The organism is Pseudorhodoplanes sp. (genome assembly GCA_032027085.1).
GTDB lineage: Bacteria > Pseudomonadota > Alphaproteobacteria > Rhizobiales > Xanthobacteraceae > Pseudorhodoplanes.
Genome location: JAVSMS010000001.1, coordinates 3,583,897 through 3,601,139, shown reverse-complemented (window position 1 = coordinate 3,601,139; position 17,243 = coordinate 3,583,897). Strand labels below are relative to the sequence as shown.

At 63.1% G+C, this 17,243-nt stretch carries 13 protein-coding genes; 6 read left to right on the top strand and 7 right to left on the bottom strand.

Annotation, left to right across the window (positions count from 1 at the left end; translation table 11 throughout):
- Positions 1-22 precede the first annotated feature (22 nt).
- From glmS to RO009_17380, 3 genes are all read left to right on the top strand, one after another.
- Positions 23-1,849: a glutamine--fructose-6-phosphate transaminase (isomerizing) gene (glmS, locus tag RO009_17390; GenBank protein ID MDT3686808.1), complete on the top strand. Its 1,827-nt coding sequence runs from the start codon at positions 23-25 to the stop codon at positions 1,847-1,849.
- 98 nt (positions 1,850-1,947) lie between these two features.
- A complete protein-coding gene (locus RO009_17385; GenBank protein ID MDT3686807.1) occupies positions 1,948-2,724 on the top strand; it encodes a DUF502 domain-containing protein in 777 nt (258 codons plus the stop codon).
- A 32-nt stretch (positions 2,725-2,756) separates the two neighbouring features.
- Entirely contained in the window at positions 2,757-3,122 is a 366-nt protein-coding gene (locus RO009_17380; GenBank protein ID MDT3686806.1) for a DUF805 domain-containing protein, read from the top strand.
- Between the two features lies 1 nt (position 3,123).
- On the opposite strand, the gene recG is transcribed toward RO009_17380, so the two are convergent.
- Positions 3,124-5,223, bottom strand: a complete 2,100-nt coding sequence (recG, locus tag RO009_17375) for an ATP-dependent DNA helicase RecG (protein ID MDT3686805.1) — start codon at positions 5,221-5,223, stop codon at positions 3,124-3,126.
- A 113-nt stretch (positions 5,224-5,336) separates the two neighbouring features.
- Here recG and RO009_17370 point away from each other — a divergent pair, with 113 nt between their 5' ends.
- Together RO009_17370 and mfd are read left to right on the top strand one after the other, a co-directional pair.
- Entirely contained in the window at positions 5,337-5,630 is a 294-nt protein-coding gene (locus RO009_17370) for a succinate dehydrogenase assembly factor 2 (GenBank protein ID MDT3686804.1), read from the top strand.
- Positions 5,630-9,133 carry a transcription-repair coupling factor gene (mfd, locus tag RO009_17365; protein MDT3686803.1) on the top strand — a complete coding sequence of 1,168 codons (3,504 nt, stop codon included), beginning with the start codon at positions 5,630-5,632 and terminating at the stop codon, positions 9,131-9,133. Before RO009_17370 ends, mfd begins: the two co-directional genes overlap by 1 nt.
- On the opposite strand, the gene RO009_17360 is transcribed toward mfd, so the two are convergent.
- The 4 genes from RO009_17360 to RO009_17345 are packed head-to-tail and all read right to left on the bottom strand — an operon-like array spanning position 9,134 to position 14,542.
- The gene (locus RO009_17360) at positions 9,134-9,808 is read right to left on the bottom strand and encodes a DsbA family oxidoreductase (GenBank protein ID MDT3686802.1); all 675 of its coding nucleotides are present in this window, start codon (positions 9,806-9,808) and stop codon (positions 9,134-9,136) included.
- Between the two features lie 39 nt (positions 9,809-9,847).
- Positions 9,848-11,125 carry a GGDEF domain-containing protein gene (locus RO009_17355; GenBank protein ID MDT3686801.1) on the bottom strand — a complete coding sequence of 426 codons (1,278 nt, stop codon included), beginning with the start codon at positions 11,123-11,125 and terminating at the stop codon, positions 9,848-9,850.
- A 56-nt stretch (positions 11,126-11,181) separates the two neighbouring features.
- Positions 11,182-12,747 carry a class I adenylate-forming enzyme family protein gene (locus RO009_17350; GenBank protein MDT3686800.1) on the bottom strand — a complete coding sequence of 522 codons (1,566 nt, stop codon included), beginning with the start codon at positions 12,745-12,747 and terminating at the stop codon, positions 11,182-11,184.
- A 7-nt stretch (positions 12,748-12,754) separates the two neighbouring features.
- A complete protein-coding gene (locus RO009_17345) occupies positions 12,755-14,542 on the bottom strand; it encodes an extracellular solute-binding protein (protein ID MDT3686799.1) in 1,788 nt (595 codons plus the stop codon).
- Positions 14,543-14,843: 301 nt separating this feature from the next.
- On the opposite strand from RO009_17345, the gene RO009_17340 reads away from it, so the two are divergent.
- Positions 14,844-15,611, top strand: coding sequence for an invasion associated locus B family protein (locus RO009_17340; GenBank protein ID MDT3686798.1), 768 nt, complete (start codon positions 14,844-14,846; stop codon positions 15,609-15,611).
- Between the two features lie 71 nt (positions 15,612-15,682).
- Here the strand turns inward: RO009_17340 and hspQ are convergent, their stop codons facing one another.
- The gene (gene hspQ / locus RO009_17335; GenBank protein MDT3686797.1) at positions 15,683-16,054 is read right to left on the bottom strand and encodes a heat shock protein HspQ; all 372 of its coding nucleotides are present in this window, start codon (positions 16,052-16,054) and stop codon (positions 15,683-15,685) included.
- Between the two features lie 41 nt (positions 16,055-16,095).
- Positions 16,096-17,136, bottom strand: coding sequence for a CoA ester lyase (locus RO009_17330; GenBank protein ID MDT3686796.1), 1,041 nt, complete (start codon positions 17,134-17,136; stop codon positions 16,096-16,098).
- Positions 17,137-17,243: the final 107 nt, after the last annotated feature.

Below are 17,243 nucleotides of genomic sequence, written 5' to 3'. Positions count from 1 at the left end.
CGGAGAGGGTGGCACGCCATCGATGTGCGGAATTGTCGGAATTTTGGGCCGTGAGGCCGTCGCCGGCCAATTGGTCGATGCGCTGAAGCGGTTGGAATATCGCGGGTATGATTCCGCGGGCGTCGCCACCGTCGAGAATGGCCATCTTGAGCGCCGCCGCGCCGAGGGCAAGCTGAAGAACCTGGAAGCGCGGCTCGGCAAGGAGCCGCTGACCGGCCTCGCCGGTATCGGCCACACGCGCTGGGCGACGCACGGCAAGCCGACTGAAAACAACGCGCATCCGCATGCGACTGAGCGGCTCGCCGTCGTACATAACGGCATCATCGAGAATTTCCGCGAATTGCGCGAGGAGCTCGAAAAGAGCGGCGCGACATTCGGCTCGGAGACAGACACTGAGGTCGTCGCACATCTCGTCACCGAAGAAATAAAGAAGGGCCGCTCGCCGGTCGAGGCCGTGAAGGCGGCGCTGCCGCGTTTGCGCGGCGCCTTCGCTCTCGCCTTTGTGTTTGCCGGCGAAGACGATCTGCTGATCGGTGCGCGCAAGGGATCGCCGCTCGCCATCGGCCATGGCAACGGCGAGATGTATCTCGGCTCCGATGCGATTGCGCTCGCCCCCTTCACCGACACGATCAGCTATCTGGAGGACGGCGACTGGGCCGTGGTGCGGCGTGGCGGCGTCGAGATTTTCGATGCCGAAGGCCGCAAGGTGAATCGCCAGCTCATCAAGACGACAGGCTCGGCCTTCCTCGTCGACAAGGGCAATCACCGCCATTTCATGGCGAAAGAAATCCACGAGCAGCCGGAAGTCGTCGCGCATACATTGTCGCATTATCTCGATATGACCAACGAGTGCGTGGTGTTGCCCGGCAAGCTGCCGTTCGATTTCAAATCTCTCGAGCGTATCTCGATCTCCGCCTGCGGCACCGCTTATTACGCCGGTCTCGTTGCCAAATACTGGTTCGAGCGCTACGCCCGCATCCCGGTCGAGATCGATATCGCCTCCGAATTTCGTTATCGCGAGGCACCGCTGCGCAAGGGCGACCTTTCGATCTTCGTGTCGCAGTCGGGCGAGACCGCCGACACGCTCGCCTCGCTGCGTTACGCAAAGCAGCAGGGCCAGCATGTGCTGTCGGTCGTCAACGTGCAGTCCTCGTCCATCGCGCGCGACAGCGACGTGATCATGCCGACGCTGGCCGGTCCGGAGATCGGCGTTGCGTCGACCAAGGCCTTCACTTGCCAGTTGTCGGTGCTGGCCTGCCTCGCCATCGCTGCGGGCCGCGTGCGCGGCGCTCTGTCGGCCGAAGATGAGCGCAAGCTGGTACGTGCGCTGATCGAAATCCCGCGGCACATGAATGAAGCCTTGCTGCTGGAACACCAGATCGAGACGCTGTCGCGCGATCTCGGCAAGAGCAGCGACGTGCTCTATCTTGGCCGCGGCACGAGCTATCCATTGGCGCTCGAAGGCGCGCTCAAGCTGAAGGAAATCTCCTACATTCACGCCGAGGGTTACGCCGCCGGCGAATTGAAACATGGTCCGATCGCGCTGATCGACGAAACCATGCCGGTTATCGTGATCGCGCCCTATGACGGCGTGTTCGAGAAGACCGTCTCCAACATGCAGGAAGTGGCGGCGCGCGGCGGCCGAATCATCCTTTTGACCGACGCCAAGGGGGCGCGCGAGGCGACCATGCCCTCCCTGACTACCATCGTCCTGCCGGACATGCCGTCTTCGGTCACCCCGCTGGTCTATGCCATTCCGGTGCAATTACTTGCCTATTACACCGCTGTGGCGCTGGGGACAGATATCGACCAGCCCCGCAATCTGGCCAAATCGGTCACGGTTGAGTAATCCGGCCGCGGAACCCGGGCGGTCATAGTTCCGTCGCAAGTCTCAGCCGATAGGCTATATTGATCCGCCTGCGGCATTTGCCGCGAATTGACGAGACCATGAGCGACCACCACACTCCCAGCACGCCACCACCTGACATCATCGAAAGCGATCAACACCCGACAAGTCTGGGCGGGCGCGTCCGCAATTACTTCCTGACCGGCCTGATCGTTGCCGGTCCCGTCGCGGTGACGGCTTGGCTGATCTGGGCCTTTGTGACCTGGGTCGATGATTGGGTGCGCCCGCTGGTCCCGGAAATCTACCGGCCGGAAACCTATCTGCCCTGGAAGATCCCAGGCTCAGGGTTGGTGATTGCGTTCTTTGCGTTGACCCTGCTCGGATTCCTGACCGCAAATCTGGTCGGGCGCACGCTGCTGCAACTGGGCGATAATCTGATCGACCGCATGCCGATCGTACGGCCGATCTATAAGACAGCGAAGCAGATCTTCACCATGCTGTTCTCGAAATCGGGAACGAGCTTTCGCAAGGTCGGCCTTGTCGAGTTTCCGTCGCCCGGCATGTGGTCGCTGGTTTTCATTTCGCAGCCGCCGAGCGCCGATGTCGCCGCGCGCTTGCCGGGGGAAGAGGAACATGTTTCGGTCTTCATGCCCTGCACGCCCAATCCGACAACCGGCTTCTTTTTCTATCTGCCGCGTAAGCGGATTATCGAGCTCGACATCGCAGTCGAATCTGCGGCGACGTTGATCATGTCCGCTGGCATGATCCAGCCGGGCAGCAACGGCAACGGCGAACAGCAGAAGCTCTCGGCAATGGCTGCCGCCGCGCGCGCAGCGCAGGTGATCCGCAATCAGGAGATGAAGGAGCCCGCAAAATAGCGTAGTGAATTTTCATCAACGGGGTTTGACCAATGAATTTCATAGATGCGATCAAATCCGGCTTTGTGAACTACGTGAATTTCTCCGGCCGCGCCGTAAGGTCGGAATTCTGGTACTGGGTGCTGTTCTGCTTCATCCTCGGAACCGCGACAGCCATCCTCGACATGGCCATTTTCCCGGGCAACGAGATTTCGCCGCTCAATTCCATCGCGTCGGTCGTTACGCTTCTGCCGTCACTCGCCGTGGGTGCGCGGCGTCTGCATGATATCGATCGGACCGGCTGGTGGCAGTTGATCGCTTTCACAATCATTGGAACCATCCTGTTGATCTACTGGTATTGCCAGCCCGGCCAGCCGGGCGACAACCGGTTCGGCGGACCTGCGCCCAAGACCGCGTAGGTCAGCCGGCCCGGATCAGCCGCACCGCTTCATCGCGCTCGAAAAGATAGAGGAGATGCAGCAGCGTCTTCCCGCGCTCGCTCGCGAGCTTAGGATCGCGACTGAGGATCAGATTGGCGTCATCGCGTGCGGCGGTGAGCAGCGCCCCATGGGTCTCGATGCGGGCGATGCGAAAGCCCGGCAGGCCGCTTTGGCGCGTGCCGAGCACGTCGCCTTCGCCGCGCAGCTTCAGGTCTTCTTCCGCAATTCGGAAGCCATCCTCGCTTTCGCGCATGATGGCGAGGCGCGCCTTCGCGGTTTCACCGAGCGGCGTCTTGTAAAGCAGCAGACATGTGGAATGGCCGCTGCCGCGGCCGATGCGGCCGCGCAACTGATGCAACTGCGCGAGGCCGAAGCGCTCGGCATGCTCGATGACCATGACCGTGGCTTCGGGCACGTCGACACCCACTTCGATCACCGTCGTTGCCACCATTAACCGGGTCTTGCCGCTTGCGAAGCGTTGCATGGCGGCATCCTTGTCCGCGCCGCGCATGCGGCCATGGACCAGATCGGCCAATCCGCCGAAACGCTGCTTCAGGACCGCGAAACGATCTTCGGCGGCCGCAAGATCGCTTTTCTCGGACTCTTCGATCAGCGGGCAGACCCAGTAGACCCGCTTGCCTTCGTCCAGCGCGCGTCCGACCGCGTCGATGACCTCAGGCAGCCGGTCGAGCGGGATGGTGCGGGTATCGATCGGTTGTCGTCCGGCCGGCTTCTCGCGCAGCTCCGATACATCCATATCGCCGAAATAGGTCAGCACCAGGGTGCGCGGAATGGGCGTCGCGGTCATGACCAGCATATCGACCGCATTGCCCTTGCGGGCAAGCGCCAGCCTTTGATGCACGCCGAACCGATGCTGTTCATCCACGATCGCCAGCGCCAGATCTCGGAAAAGAACATCGTCCTGAAACAAGGCATGCGTGCCGAGCAGAAGGTCGATATCGCCTTCTTCAAGCTTTTGCAGAAGCTCGTCACGCTCGCGCCCTTTTTCCCGCCCGGTCAAGATGGCGATGCGCAGTTTGGCGGCCTCCGCGAACGGCGCAATGGTTTTGAAGTGCTGGCGCACCAGAATTTCGGTCGGCGCCATGAGCGCCGCCTGGCGCCCGGCTTCGATCACTGCTGCCGCTGCGAGCAGCGCCACGACGGTCTTGCCGGAGCCGACGTCGCCCTGCAGCATGCGCAACATGCGTTCTGGCTTGCCGAGATCCTCGACAATGACATCGACCGCGCGGCGCTGAGACAGCGTCAGCGAATAGGGCAGGGCGGCAATAACCTTCTTTCGAATGTGTCCATCGCCGGCGCTGGGCCGCCCGGATCGCTTCTTCAGATCGGCGCGCACCAACGCAAGCGCCAATTGTCCAGCGAGGAATTCGTCATAGGCGAGACGCTTCCAGGCTGCGCTGTCGGGCAACGCGCCGCCAGGTTCGGCCGGACGATGCAGAGCATGAAACGCGTCCTTGAGGGAGGGGAAATGGTTGCGCGCAAGCCAGGCCTTATCCTGCCATTCCGGCAACGCCGGAATCTTCGCGAGCGCTCCATCCATCGCCTTGCGAATTTGGTTGCCGCCGAGCCCTTCGGTGAGCGGATAGACCGGCTCGATCATCGGCAGGGCTGCGAGGCCTTTTTCATCGACGACGCGGTCGGGATGCACCATCTGCAGCATCCCGTCATACAGCGCCGCCGTGCCGGAGACGTAGCGAGTCTCGCCGACCGGCAGGAGCTTTTCCAGGTAATCCTTGCGGGCGTGGAAATAGGTGAGAACGATGTCGCCGGTCTCGTCGCTGGCATAGACCAGATGCGGCGCACGCGCGCGGCCCGGCGGCGCCGGGCGATGCCTGTCGATCGTCACAGCGACAGTCACCACCTTTCCCGGCTCGACATCGCGCAGCTTCGGCCGGTCGCGGCGGTCAATCGCCCCCGTCGGCATATGAAACAATAGATCGAGAACACGCGGCTCCTCCTCGCGCCCGAGCAGCTTGCGGTACAGCTTCTCCACCTTGGGACCGACCCCAGGCAGGGAACTGATCGCGGCAAAGAACGGATCGAGCAAAGATGGGCGCATGCGGGCTTCGGAAGGGGTTTATGCACTCATGGCGGCTGACAGGCGCAGACTCGCAGCATATATAACCCGCGCCCGGCCCGTCCGGGCGTTTGGCGTTGCAGGAGAAGGAACGAATGACCGGAACGACGCGATCGAGTGAGGGGCTGGATCCGCGCCGGCGGCGACTTCTGTTCCGCTCCTGGCACCGGGGCATCCGGGAAGCCGACCTGCTCATGGGACGTTTTGCCGACGCCCATATCGGGGAAATGTCGGACGCCGAGCTGGATCAATATGAAAGCCTGCTCGAGGTGCCGGACCATGATCTCTATGTCTGGGTCACCGGCGAGATCGACATTCCGGCGATCTACGACACGACGGTGATGAAGCGGCTGCGCGCTTTCCATAACGCCAATGACGGGTTGCGCTGATGGCGAAATCCCCGGGCGAGCTGTTGCGCGCTGGCAAGCCGCTGACCCTGTCCGGCGTAGCCGACGGCGCGGAGGGGCTGGTCCTGTCCGATCTGGCGCGGGCGGTGGCGGCAAAGCCGAACGCGGCGGGCGTCAGTCTGGTCGTCATCTGCCGCGACGGGGCACGCATGGCGGCACTGGCACGCGGGCTGTCTTTCTTTGCACCGGACATACCCGTGCTGGAATTTCCCGCCTGGGATTGCCTGCCATATGATCGCGTTTCGCCGCATGCCGCAGTGATGGCGCAGCGCATGATGACGCTGGCGCGGCTCGCCACAACACGCGGGCATGAGAAAGCCTCGATCCTGCTGACGACTGTGAACGCCGCTTTGCAGCGTGTGCCGCCGCGCGACCGGGTCTCGGGGCAATCCCTGTCGGCGGCGCCCGGCAACGTACTCGGCATGGATCATGTCGTGGCGTGGCTCGAGCTGAACGGCTACCTGCGCGCATCGACCGTGCGCGAGCCGGGCGAATACGCCGTGCGCGGCGGCATCCTCGACCTGTTTCCGCCCGGCATGGATGATCCGGTGCGGCTCGATTTCTTTGGCGACACGCTGGAGACGATCCGCGCCTTCGACCCGGAAACGCAGCGCACGCAATACGACATGCGCGCGCTTAATCTGGTGCCGGTCGCAGAATTCCAGCTCACCACCGAGACTATCCGCAAATTCCGCACCGGCTATGTCGCAGCCTTCGGCGCGACCGAGCCCGGCGACGTGCTCTACGAAGCCGTCAGCGAAGGCCGCCGCTATCCCGGGATGGAGCATTGGCTGCCGCTGTTTCATGACCGGCTCGACACCCTGTTCGATTATGTGCCTGGATCGCCTGTTGCGATCGAACCGCTGGCGGAAGAAGCCGCGCATGAGCGTTTCGCTCAGATCACGGACTATTACGGCGCACGCAAGGACGTGCCGGCGTCCGCCGGCGGTGCGCCCTACAAACCCTTGCCGCCGGACCGGCTTTATTTTTCCGAACAGGAATGGAAGGACAAGCTCGAGGCCTTTTCGCTGGTCCGCGTGACGCCGTTTGCGGTGCCGGAGGGCGGAGGGGCTGTTGTCGATTGCGGCACCAAGCAGGGCCACAACTTCGCCGCCGAGCGCGCTGAGCCGAACGCCAATGTGTTTGACGCGGTGACGAGGCACATTCACGCGCTGCAGGCGAACGGCAAGCGTGTGATCGTGACGATGTGGAGCGAGGGCGCGCGCGAGCGCATGAGCCATGTGCTGCGCGACCATGGTTTGCCCAATCTTATCAATGTGAGATCGTGGCCGGAGGCGCTGGGCCAGCCGAAGCCGCAGATTGCACTCGCCGTCCTCGGGCTCGAAACGGGTTTCGAGACCGACAATGCGGCTGTCATCGGCGAACAGGACATCCTGGGTGATCGCCTTGTCCGTTCCCGCCGCGCCTCGCGGCGCGCCGAAAATTTCATTGCCGAGGCGACGAGTCTGGCGGCCAACGATCTTGTGGTGCATGTCGACCACGGCATCGGCCGCTTTGTCGGCCTGAAAACCGTTGAGGCTGCCGGTGCGCCGCACGATTGCCTCGAGCTGCATTATGCCGGCGGCGACAAGCTCTTCCTGCCGGTGGAGAATATCGAGCTGCTCTCGCGCTACGGCGCGGAGGAAACTCAGGTCGATCTCGACCGTCTCGGCGGCGGTGCGTGGCAGGCGCGCAAGGCGCGGATGAAGAGCCGCATCCGCGAGATGGCGAATGAACTGCTCAAGATTGCCGCCGCCCGCAAGCTGCATGCGGCGCCGAAGCTGACGGTCGAAACCGGCTCCTACGAGGAATTCTGCGCCGGCTTCCCTTATGAGGAAACCGAGGATCAGCTTGCCGCGATCAATGCCACCCTTGAAGACCTCACCAAGGGCACGCCGATGGATCGCCTGATCTGCGGCGATGTCGGCTTCGGCAAGACCGAGGTGGCGCTGCGCGCGGCCTTTGTTGCGGTGATGAGCGGCAAGCAGGTGGCGGTCGTGGTACCGACGACATTGCTCGCGCGCCAGCATTTCAAGACCTTCACCGAGCGCTTCCGCGGTTTTCCGGTGAAGATCGGCCAGGCGTCACGCCTTGTGAGCGCGGCCGAGCTGAAGGAGACCCGCAAGGGGATGGCCGCGGGCGAGATCGATATCGTGATCGGCACGCATGCGCTGCTCGGCAAGAACGTGCATTTCAAGGATCTAGGCCTCGTCGTCGTGGACGAGGAGCAGCATTTCGGCGTGGCCCACAAGGAACGGCTAAAGCAGCTTCGCGCCGAAGTGCACATGCTGACGCTGACCGCGACGCCGATCCCGCGCACGCTGCAACTCGCACTCACCGGCGTGCGCGATCTCTCGATCATCGCCTCGCCGCCGGTGGATCGCCTTGCGGTGCGCACCTTCGTGTCGCCCTTCGATCCGCTCACCGTGCGCGAGGCGCTGTTGCGCGAACGCTATCGCGGCGGGCAATCCTTCTATGTCTGTCCGCGTATCGAGGACCTGGCCGGCGCCAAGGAATTTCTCGAAAAGAACGTGCCGGAGATCAAGGTCGCGGTCGCGCACGGCCAGATGCCGCCGACGGTACTGGAAGACATCATGTCGGCCTTCTACGACGCAAAGTTCGACGTGCTGCTCTCCACCACCATCGTTGAATCCGGGCTCGACATTCCTTCTGCCAACACGTTGATCGTGCATCGCGCCGACCGCTTCGGTCTCGCGCAGCTCTATCAGTTGCGCGGCCGGGTGGGACGTTCAAAAGTTCGTGCCTATGCGCTGCTCACGTTGCCGGAACGCAAGATCACCGCTCAGGCCGAGCAACGGCTGAAGGTGCTGCAATCGCTCGATACACTGGGCGCCGGCTTCCAGCTTGCCTCGCACGATCTCGATATTCGTGGCGCCGGAAATCTCCTCGGCGACGAGCAGTCAGGCCACATCAAGGAAGTCGGATTCGAACTCTATCAGCAGATGCTGGAAGAGGCGGTGGCAAGCCTGAAGGCCGGCATCACCGAGCCGGTTGCCGACAAATGGTCGCCACAGATCACCATCGGCACACCGGTGCTTATCCCCGACGAATATGTCGCCGATCTCTCGGTGCGCCTCGGATTGTATCGCCGACTGGCCGATCTCGACGACGATCGCGAGATCGACTCCTTCGGAGCAGAGCTTGTCGACCGTTTCGGGCCGATGCCGGAGGAGGTCCGGCATCTCTTGCAGATCGTGGCGATCAAGGCGCTCTGCCGCCGCGCCAATGTCGAGAAGATCGATACCGGTCCAAAAGGGGCGGTGCTGGCTTTCCGCGACAACTCTTTCGCCAACCCGGAGGGTCTGGTGCGCTACGTGCACGATCAGAGGCCGGTTGCAAAAATCCGCCCTGACATGAAGGTTGTTTTCCTCGACGATTGGGAACAGCCGGACGAACGCCTTACAGGGACGGCGGCAATCCTGCGCAAGCTGGTCGGCATCGCGGAGCAGGCGAAAGCCGCATAGTTACTCTGCCGCAGCATTCCGTCGGTCGCGCTCGGCTGCCGCGCGCTGGATGGCGTCGGCAAGATATTCCGGCGCCTGCGCACCGGATGTCGCCAGCACATTGCCGAAAATGAAAGTCGGTACCCCTTCGATGCCTGCCGCTTTCGCTGCCTCGGCCTGTTGCGTGATCAGTGCCACGTCCTTGTCGCTGTCGAGCCATTGCGCAACCTCATTGCGGGCGAGCCCGACATCGGCCGCGGCCTGCGCCAGCACCGCCTTGTCGGTCAGGTCGGCTCCTTCTGTGAAATAGAGGTCCATCAACCGCTGTTTCATTTGCGCGGCTTTGCCCAAGGGCGTCGCCCAGTGGATCAGGCGATGCGCGTCGAGCGTGTTGGGCTGACGGCTGATCTTGTCCATCGCATAGACAAGGCCTTCCTCGGCGGCCGCGGCGGCGACACGCTGCGCAATGCCTTTGTAGCGCTCGACGCCGCCGAACTTGCGGCTCAGATAGTCCTCGCGCGCAATGCCCTCGCGCGGAATCCAGTCATTCAGAAAATAGGGCCGGAAGCGCAATTCGACCGGAATATCCGGTATCAGCGCCAGCGCTTTTTCGATCCGTTTCTTGCCGATAAAGCACCAGGGGCAGACGACATCCGAGACGACGTCGACAATCAGCGGCTCTTTGGTTACCGGCATGGCGCACTCCCGTGAGTTCGCCTCAAGCTATGCCTTCGCTCATTCCGCCGCAACCGCCGGAGCACTGACCCGTGCAAGCAGCGTTGCGATATCGTCGTCGGCCTTGCGTGCCGCCAAGATCACGTCCGGCGCTGTTGGAGTGGCGGACGAGCCGGGCGCCAGCATGGTGTGCTTGAGCACGGAGGCAATCCTGCGCGCCACGATGTGGGCGTCCTTCAGATCGGTCGCGGTGAACACCACCAGCACCGAACCGTCGTCATCCTGGCAGGCAAAGTCCGCGCCGCGGATCAGTTTGCTGACGAGACGCGCCGCATCCGCCTTCATGCGCCCGCCGCCATCAAACACGAAGCGCGCGATCGACAATCCCGTGCCGCGCTCCTCGGCCTTGCGCAAGGCGTGATCAAGCGCCTGCAGAAAGCTGTCCGTGACGTGCAGGCCGGTGACCGGGTCGATCACGCCATTGCTGTCGAACGACTCCATCAGGCGGCGGAGGCGCGCTTCGAAGGCGTGCAGGCGTGCCAGTGGCGCCAGACGTGCCACCAGGCGCTGCGGATCGGTAGCGTGAATTGTGTGAATGAGGCCGATGCTCGTCGGCGGCGCCGGCTGGCCCAATATTCCGACCGGAAGATCGCGGAAGCGGCTGTCCTCCGACAGCACGGTCAGCAGCGCGCCGACATTCCAGGGATTGAATCCGTCGGCGATCAACAGTCCGTCGGCATCGCGCGCCTTCAGATAGCGGGCGGCGATCTCAATGCTGAAGGCACCGATCAGGCCGGCCCGCTCGGCAACAGCAGTGGCAATGCCGGGATAGTCGCGCCCCCGTCCGGCGACGATGATACACGCGTCTTCAAGCGGATCGGTCGTCGGTTGTGAGGGCAGGGCCTGCCCTTTTTCCTTGGCCAGTTCGGCCCGGCGCAGCACGGCCGCGTGCAATTCACGCACGCGCAGAGCAGATGAAATGCGCGTCGAAATCATGTCGGCAGAGGCGTCGGCCGGCAGCGGTAACGCTTCGCGATACGGAATTTCCTGGTCCACGCTCGCGCAAGCGATGACCGGAACGATTGGCATGCGCGCGGTAATGGTTTCCGTAAGAAGCAGCGCAACCCGCTCATTGCCCGCGGCTTCCGTATCGGCAAGTAGAATGGCGGACGGCTGTGCCGCCGCGACGGCATCGGCGGTCTGGTCTGCCCGCGTCCAGACCACCGGAAAGGCGCCGTCCGACCCAAGCCTGTCCGCGAGCCCCGTAGGAGCATCCTCGGCGACGATGACAAGCGGACCTTGCAGGGACATGGAATTGTACGGGCGTGTTGAAGTCACGCATATCTTCGCCCTGCGTGCTTAATGGCCGGTCAATTCGGAGCAAGAATTCGGAGCTAACCTGTATTGGCCCGGTCGGACCGCTCCCGGAACGCGCGCACGATCAGGGGATTGGCGCCGTAATTGACCAAAGCTTCGCGCATTCCGGCGCGATCCTCGGCGCTCCCGGCGAGACGATGACTGGCGAAGGTATCCGGCAGGGCGGCGAGAGTATTCATCGGTCCGGCGCGAGCCACGAGATTCTGCAAGTCGCGCATCACAAAGCGGTAGCCGCCAACGCTCACAATGCCGGCCGGGGGGCCATTGATGATTGTGGACCACGCCGCGCCGTCGAAGCGGCAGGGATAGCCGGTATCGACATAGCCGTCGGCGCCGATCTCCAGGCAGGGCCCATTGCTGCGCTCGGCGCCGGGCGGGAAGGCCGCGCGCGGCACCATCGGCCCGCGGATGGCGAGGGTGCTTTTTGCCGTCACTGAAATTTCCGCAATCTGCACGGCGTTCGGCGCATCGCGCGGCACCATGATCGGGCCATGCCCGATTGGCCCCGGCCTGCCGTCCGCGTCACGGCGAACGGCCAGCAATGCCGTCTCGCCGAAGGCCAGCACATCGGTCAGGGCCATGTCGGATTTGCGCCAGGGTGCCGCGGTCCCAATGCGCTCGGGGGATCGCCAGACCGCCAGCAAGCTCTGCAACCCGTGGTCCTCGGACAACACGCCCGCTTCCGCCAGACGCGGTATCACCGAGCCGGGAAGGATGGCGAGGGCGCAATGATGCCGGGCCAACTGCGCCGACATGATCGCGAAATCGCAGGGATGATGCAGCACAAGCGTGCCGCCGTTCAGGAGCCACGGCATCAACGCCACCGTGAATCCACAAAACGACGTCGGCATCATGGACGAAAGAATGGCGCTGCTCTCGGCCAGCGGGCTTTCCAGGATCACCGCGAGTCCAGCCGCAATGAGCTCACGGTGGCTGCGCGCAACCGGCGCCAATCCTTTTGGCGTGACTTCCCATGTGATCAGCGCGAGATGGTCGGCGGCGTGGCCGTTGCGCTCCGGCGCGGCGGCGGCGGTGTAGGGGACCTCGGTCTGCTCGAACAGATCGTCGAACGGGATGATGCCGTCGGCGGTTTCCGCGCCATAGCCGCAGACATAGCGGATGGGGAAAATCTCGGCCGCCACGTCCATGGCCAGCCGGCCATGATCGGCATTGCCGATGCGGCCGCAGGTGATCAGCGCCTTCACGCCGACGCGCGACAGGGCGGCGATGCAGTCAGCCTGACGCCACAACAGCGGCAGCGGCGCCGCGATCATGCCGGCGCGCAACACGCCGAGAATGGTCAGGATATTTTCGATGGTGTTGGGAAGCTGGATGCCAATGACGCTGTCGGTCGACAGTCCGAGGCGGCGCAAACGCAAGGCGATCGCCGAGATCATGGCATCGGCCTGCGTGTAGGTCATGCTGCGCGCCGGGCCGTCGGTGAAGCTTCCGCGATTTTGCGGATCGACCAGCGCCGGCAAATCCGGATGACGCATCATCGCGCGACGGAACATGTCGTCGAGCGTGGTCACCGCGCCGGAGAGCGCGCTCGATTGGTCTGCAGGTGCGTCGCCCAGGATCATCGACGGTTCACTGCGTTTCCGGCTTGCGCCACCAGGTTTCCGGCAAATAGCCGAAAAGCGATGTCGTCTTTGGATGTTCGATATGTGACCAGCGCGCCACCCATTGTTCTGGCAGATGGAACAGCGGCACGACATAAAAGCCTGAAATCAGCGCGCGGTCGAGCGCCCGAACAGCGGATACGAATTCCTCGCGGCCACGCGCGCGCAGAAGCGCCGCGATCATGGCGTCAACCGCGGGACTGCGCGCGCCCATGTAATTGCGCGTGCCGTCGACGCCGGCCGCTTCGGAGCTCCAGTAGAAGTGCTGCTCATTGCCGGGCGACAGCGATTGATCCCAGCGATTCTGGATCATGTCGTAATCGTAGGTCAGGCGCCGGCGATCGTATTGGACCGCGTCGACCACGCGCACCCGCACGGAAATGCCGGCGCGTTTGAGGTCGCGGCTGAATGCCAGAGCGAGACGCTCCTGATCCTTGCTGGTGACCAGAAATTCGAATGAGAGGGGCTGGCCGGTCTTTTGATTGCGCAAGACGCCGTTCTTCAAATCAAAGCCGGCGGCGGCGAACAATGCGAGTGCCTTCTTCAGATTGTCGCGATCACGTCCCGATCCATCGCTCGCTTCGGGACGCCAGGTGCCGTTCATGATGTCGGGACGTACGGCGCCGGGAAACGGTGCAAGCAGTTTACGCTCGCGTTCGTCGGCGGGGCGGCCGACCGAGGACAATTCTGATCCCTCGAAATAGCTGGCGCTGCGCGCATACAGACCGAAGAAAAAATTCTGGTTTACCCAGTCAAAGTCAAACAAGGTGGCGATCGCTTCACGCACCCGGCTGTCGGCGAAAACCGGCCGGCGGGTGTTGAAGACGAAAGCGGACAGTCCCTTGGGCAAACCGGTCGGGAAAGAATCCTTGATCACGCGTCCCGAACGCCTGGCGGGAAAATCGTAGCCAGTCTGCCAGCGGCTGGGATCGAGCTCGGCGCGCACATCGTAAAGACCTTTCTTGAAGGCTTCAAAATATGCGTTGTCGTCGCGATAATAGTCGAAACGGATCTGGTCGAAATTCCAGAAGCCGCGATTGATCGGAAGATCCTTCCCCCAATAATCCGGATTGCGGACGAAAAGCAGGCTGCGACCCGGCTGCACGTCCTTGACGATATAAGGTCCGCTGCCGAGCGGCGGCTCAAAGGTGGTTTCTTCGAACGTGTCCGGATTGATTGCGTGTCTGGGCAGAACCGGCATCAGTCCGAGGATCAGCGGCAACTCGCGGTCGTTGCTGCCGGTGAGGTCGAAGCGGACGGTGCGTTCGGCGGTGATCTCGGCGTTTTTCACCTTCGCATAATAGGTGCGGTGATTGGGTCGTCCCTTGTCGCGCAGCAATTGCCATGAAAAGACGACATCCTCCGCGGTGACCGGTTTGCCGTCGGAAAAACGCGCTGCCGGATTGAGCGTGAAGCTGACAAAGGTTCGCTCGTCGTCGGTCTCCACGCTTTGGGCGAGCAGTCCATACAGCGTGAAAGGCTCGTCGTAGCCGCGTGCCATCAGGCTTTCGATCACATAGCCGCGGATGGATTGCGCGGCGAGCCCGCGCACGACGAAGGGGTTGAGCGTATCGAAGGTGCCGAGCACGCCCTGCACCAGCCGCCCGGCCTTCGGCGCTTGCGGGTCGGCATAGGGAAGCCTCGCAAAATCCTTCGGCCATGCCGGTTCGCCATGCATGGCGATGGCATGGGAGGGGCCGGCCAGGGCTAGATTCGCCTGCAGGCCCGCCAGCACGACGACGCAGCCGAGCGCCATCCGCCAGAGGCGGCCGGGCAGGCGACGTGGGGCAGAGAACTGGGGCACGGCGGATACGCGGTGATTCGGGGTCAACCAGGACCATACATCCTAACCCCGGCCCCGACGCCGATGCGACCAAGGTCCGGGCGGCGGGAGCCGCGTTATCACCATCATTTACCTCTATGTCTTTATCCGCCCCGCAAATTCGGCTAACAGACGGTGCCCGACCGTCACGCTGTCGCCGCTTTTGGCGAGGAGACACCCGGAACGGCCATCGGCCTGCCGCCGTCATCACGGCGAGAGAGAGGAACAGTACGACATGACCTATCGGATTGCGTCCGCACCGGCCCGGCCGGCTGCAAGGACGCTCGCTACGCTTACAGCGGCTTCGTTGATGGCGCTGCTCGCATCGGGATCGGTTTTCGCGCAGCAGCAGCCCGCGAAGCCTGCCCCGGCCCAGAAGCCGGCGGCCCAGAAACCTGCCGCCCAGGGACAAAAACCGGCAGCGCAGCAGGGACAGGCGCAGGCCGAGCAGCCGCAGCTCATTTATTCGCCCTGGACCAAGTTCTGCCTGAAGGGCCAGGAAGCCAATGCCAAGCAGGTCTGCTTTACGGGCAAGGATGCTCGGCTTGAATCCGGCATGCCCGTCGTCGCGGCCGTGCTGATTGAGCCGGAAGGCGACCCGAAGAAGGTGTTGCGCGTCACTTTGCCGCTCGGGATGCAGATCGTGCACGGCACCCGCATCATTGTCGACCAGGGCCAGCCGGCGCAGGGACCTTACGTCATCTGCTTCACCAATGGCTGCATGGCCGACTATGAAGCCAGTGCCGACCTGATCAACCGGCTGAAGAAGGGCCAGCAGCTTGCGGTGCAGGCGATCAATTCCAATGGGCAGCCGATCAGCCTGAACCTGCCGCTTGCGGATTTCGCGAAAGCCTATGACGGCCCGCCCACCGACCCGAAGGTGTTCGAGGAGCAGCAGAAGAAGCTGCAGGACGAATTGCAGCGTCGTGCCAACGAAGCACGGCAGAAGCTGCAACAGCAGCAGCCGGCGCAGAGCCAGGCGCCCGGCGCGAAGCCGCAATAAGCCTCGCCCTCCACAAATAAAAAAGCGCGCTGAGAAGCGCGCTTTTTTTGTTTTGAATAGCTGCAACTCGATCAGTTGATGATGAAATCGCGCGGACGATAGCCGCCTTTCGCATCCCTGACGAATTCTTCAGCGACCTGCGGATGGCGGATCGGTTCGCTCGACGTGTCCGGCAGCAAATTCTGCTCCGAGACGTAGGCGACGTATTCGGTTTCCGCGTTTTCCGCGAACAGATGATAGAAGGGCTGGTCCTTGTCCGGACGGACCTCTTCCGGAATCGACTGCCACCATTCCTCGGTGTTGTTGAAGACGGGGTCGATGTCGAACACGACGCCGCGGAACGGAAAGATCCGGTGTTTGACCACCTGTCCGATCTTGTATTTGGCGACCCGCGCTTTCAGGTCCGTGTGGTTGCCAGCTTTAGTGTGCACGATCTTTGGCATGAGAACGCCTACATACCTGAAAATTGTGGCAGGACCAGCGTTCAGAGCCCGTAGACAGCGGCCATGGCGGGGTCCTTGGCGGCAACCAGACGGGCGAGATCGACCACCACCTTGGCCTGTTTCCAGGTCGCGTCGTCCTGCATCTTGCCGTCAATCATGACCGCTCCGGTGCCGTCCGGCATTGCGTCGAGGATTTTGCGGGCAAAGGCGACCTCGCCGGGATCGGGTGAGAAGACGCGCTTTGCGATCTCGACCTGGGTGGGATGCAGCGACCAGGCGCCGGCGCAGCCCATCAGGAAGGCGTTGCGGAACTGAGCCTCGCAGGCGGCCGGGTCGGCAAAATCCCCGAACGGGCCATAAAAGGGCTTGATACCGGCGGCGGCACAGGCATCGACCATTTTGCCGAGGGTATAGTGCCACAGGTCCTGCTGGTACGCCGCGCGCGGCTTGTCGCCGTCGGCATCGGCGAGAACCTTGTAGTCGGGATGGCCGCCGCCGACCCGCGTCGTCTTCATGGCGCGTGAAGCTGCAAGATCGGCCGGACCGAGGCTGATGCCCTGCATGCGCGGAGACGCGGCAGCAATCGCCTCGACATTCTTCACGCCTTCCGCGGTTTCCAGAATTGCGTGCAGCAGGATCGGCTTTGTCACACCGTGTCTGGCTTCAAGCTGCGCGAGCAACTGGTCGAGATAGTGGATGTCCCATTCGCCATCGACCTTCGGCACCATGATGACATCGAGCTTGTTGCCGACCGTCGCGATGATCTCGGTCACGTCGTCCAGCATCCAGGGCGAATTCAGCGCGTTGATGCGCGTCCACAAACCGGTGGCGCCGAAATCGGTCGCACCCGCCATCTCGATGAATCCCTTGCGCGCGGCATCCTTGGCATCGGCCGGGATCGCGTCTTCCAGATTGCCGAGGACGACGTCGACCTCCTTGACCAGTTGCGGCACCTTGGCCCGGATCTTCTCAAGATGCGGCGGCACGAAATGGATCATGCGCTCGAGCCGCACGGGCAGGTCCCGCAACGGGGCAGGGGCACCGACGGCAAGCGGTTTGTAGAACTGGCGGGGGAGTTTCATGGGCGGTATTTGGGACGTCGTGGGAGGGGCCTGCCCGGGCCGTTTAGAGCATGTGGAGACGCCCGCCAAGCCTGACTTGCAGCCCGCGATTGACCGCAAGGGACGGG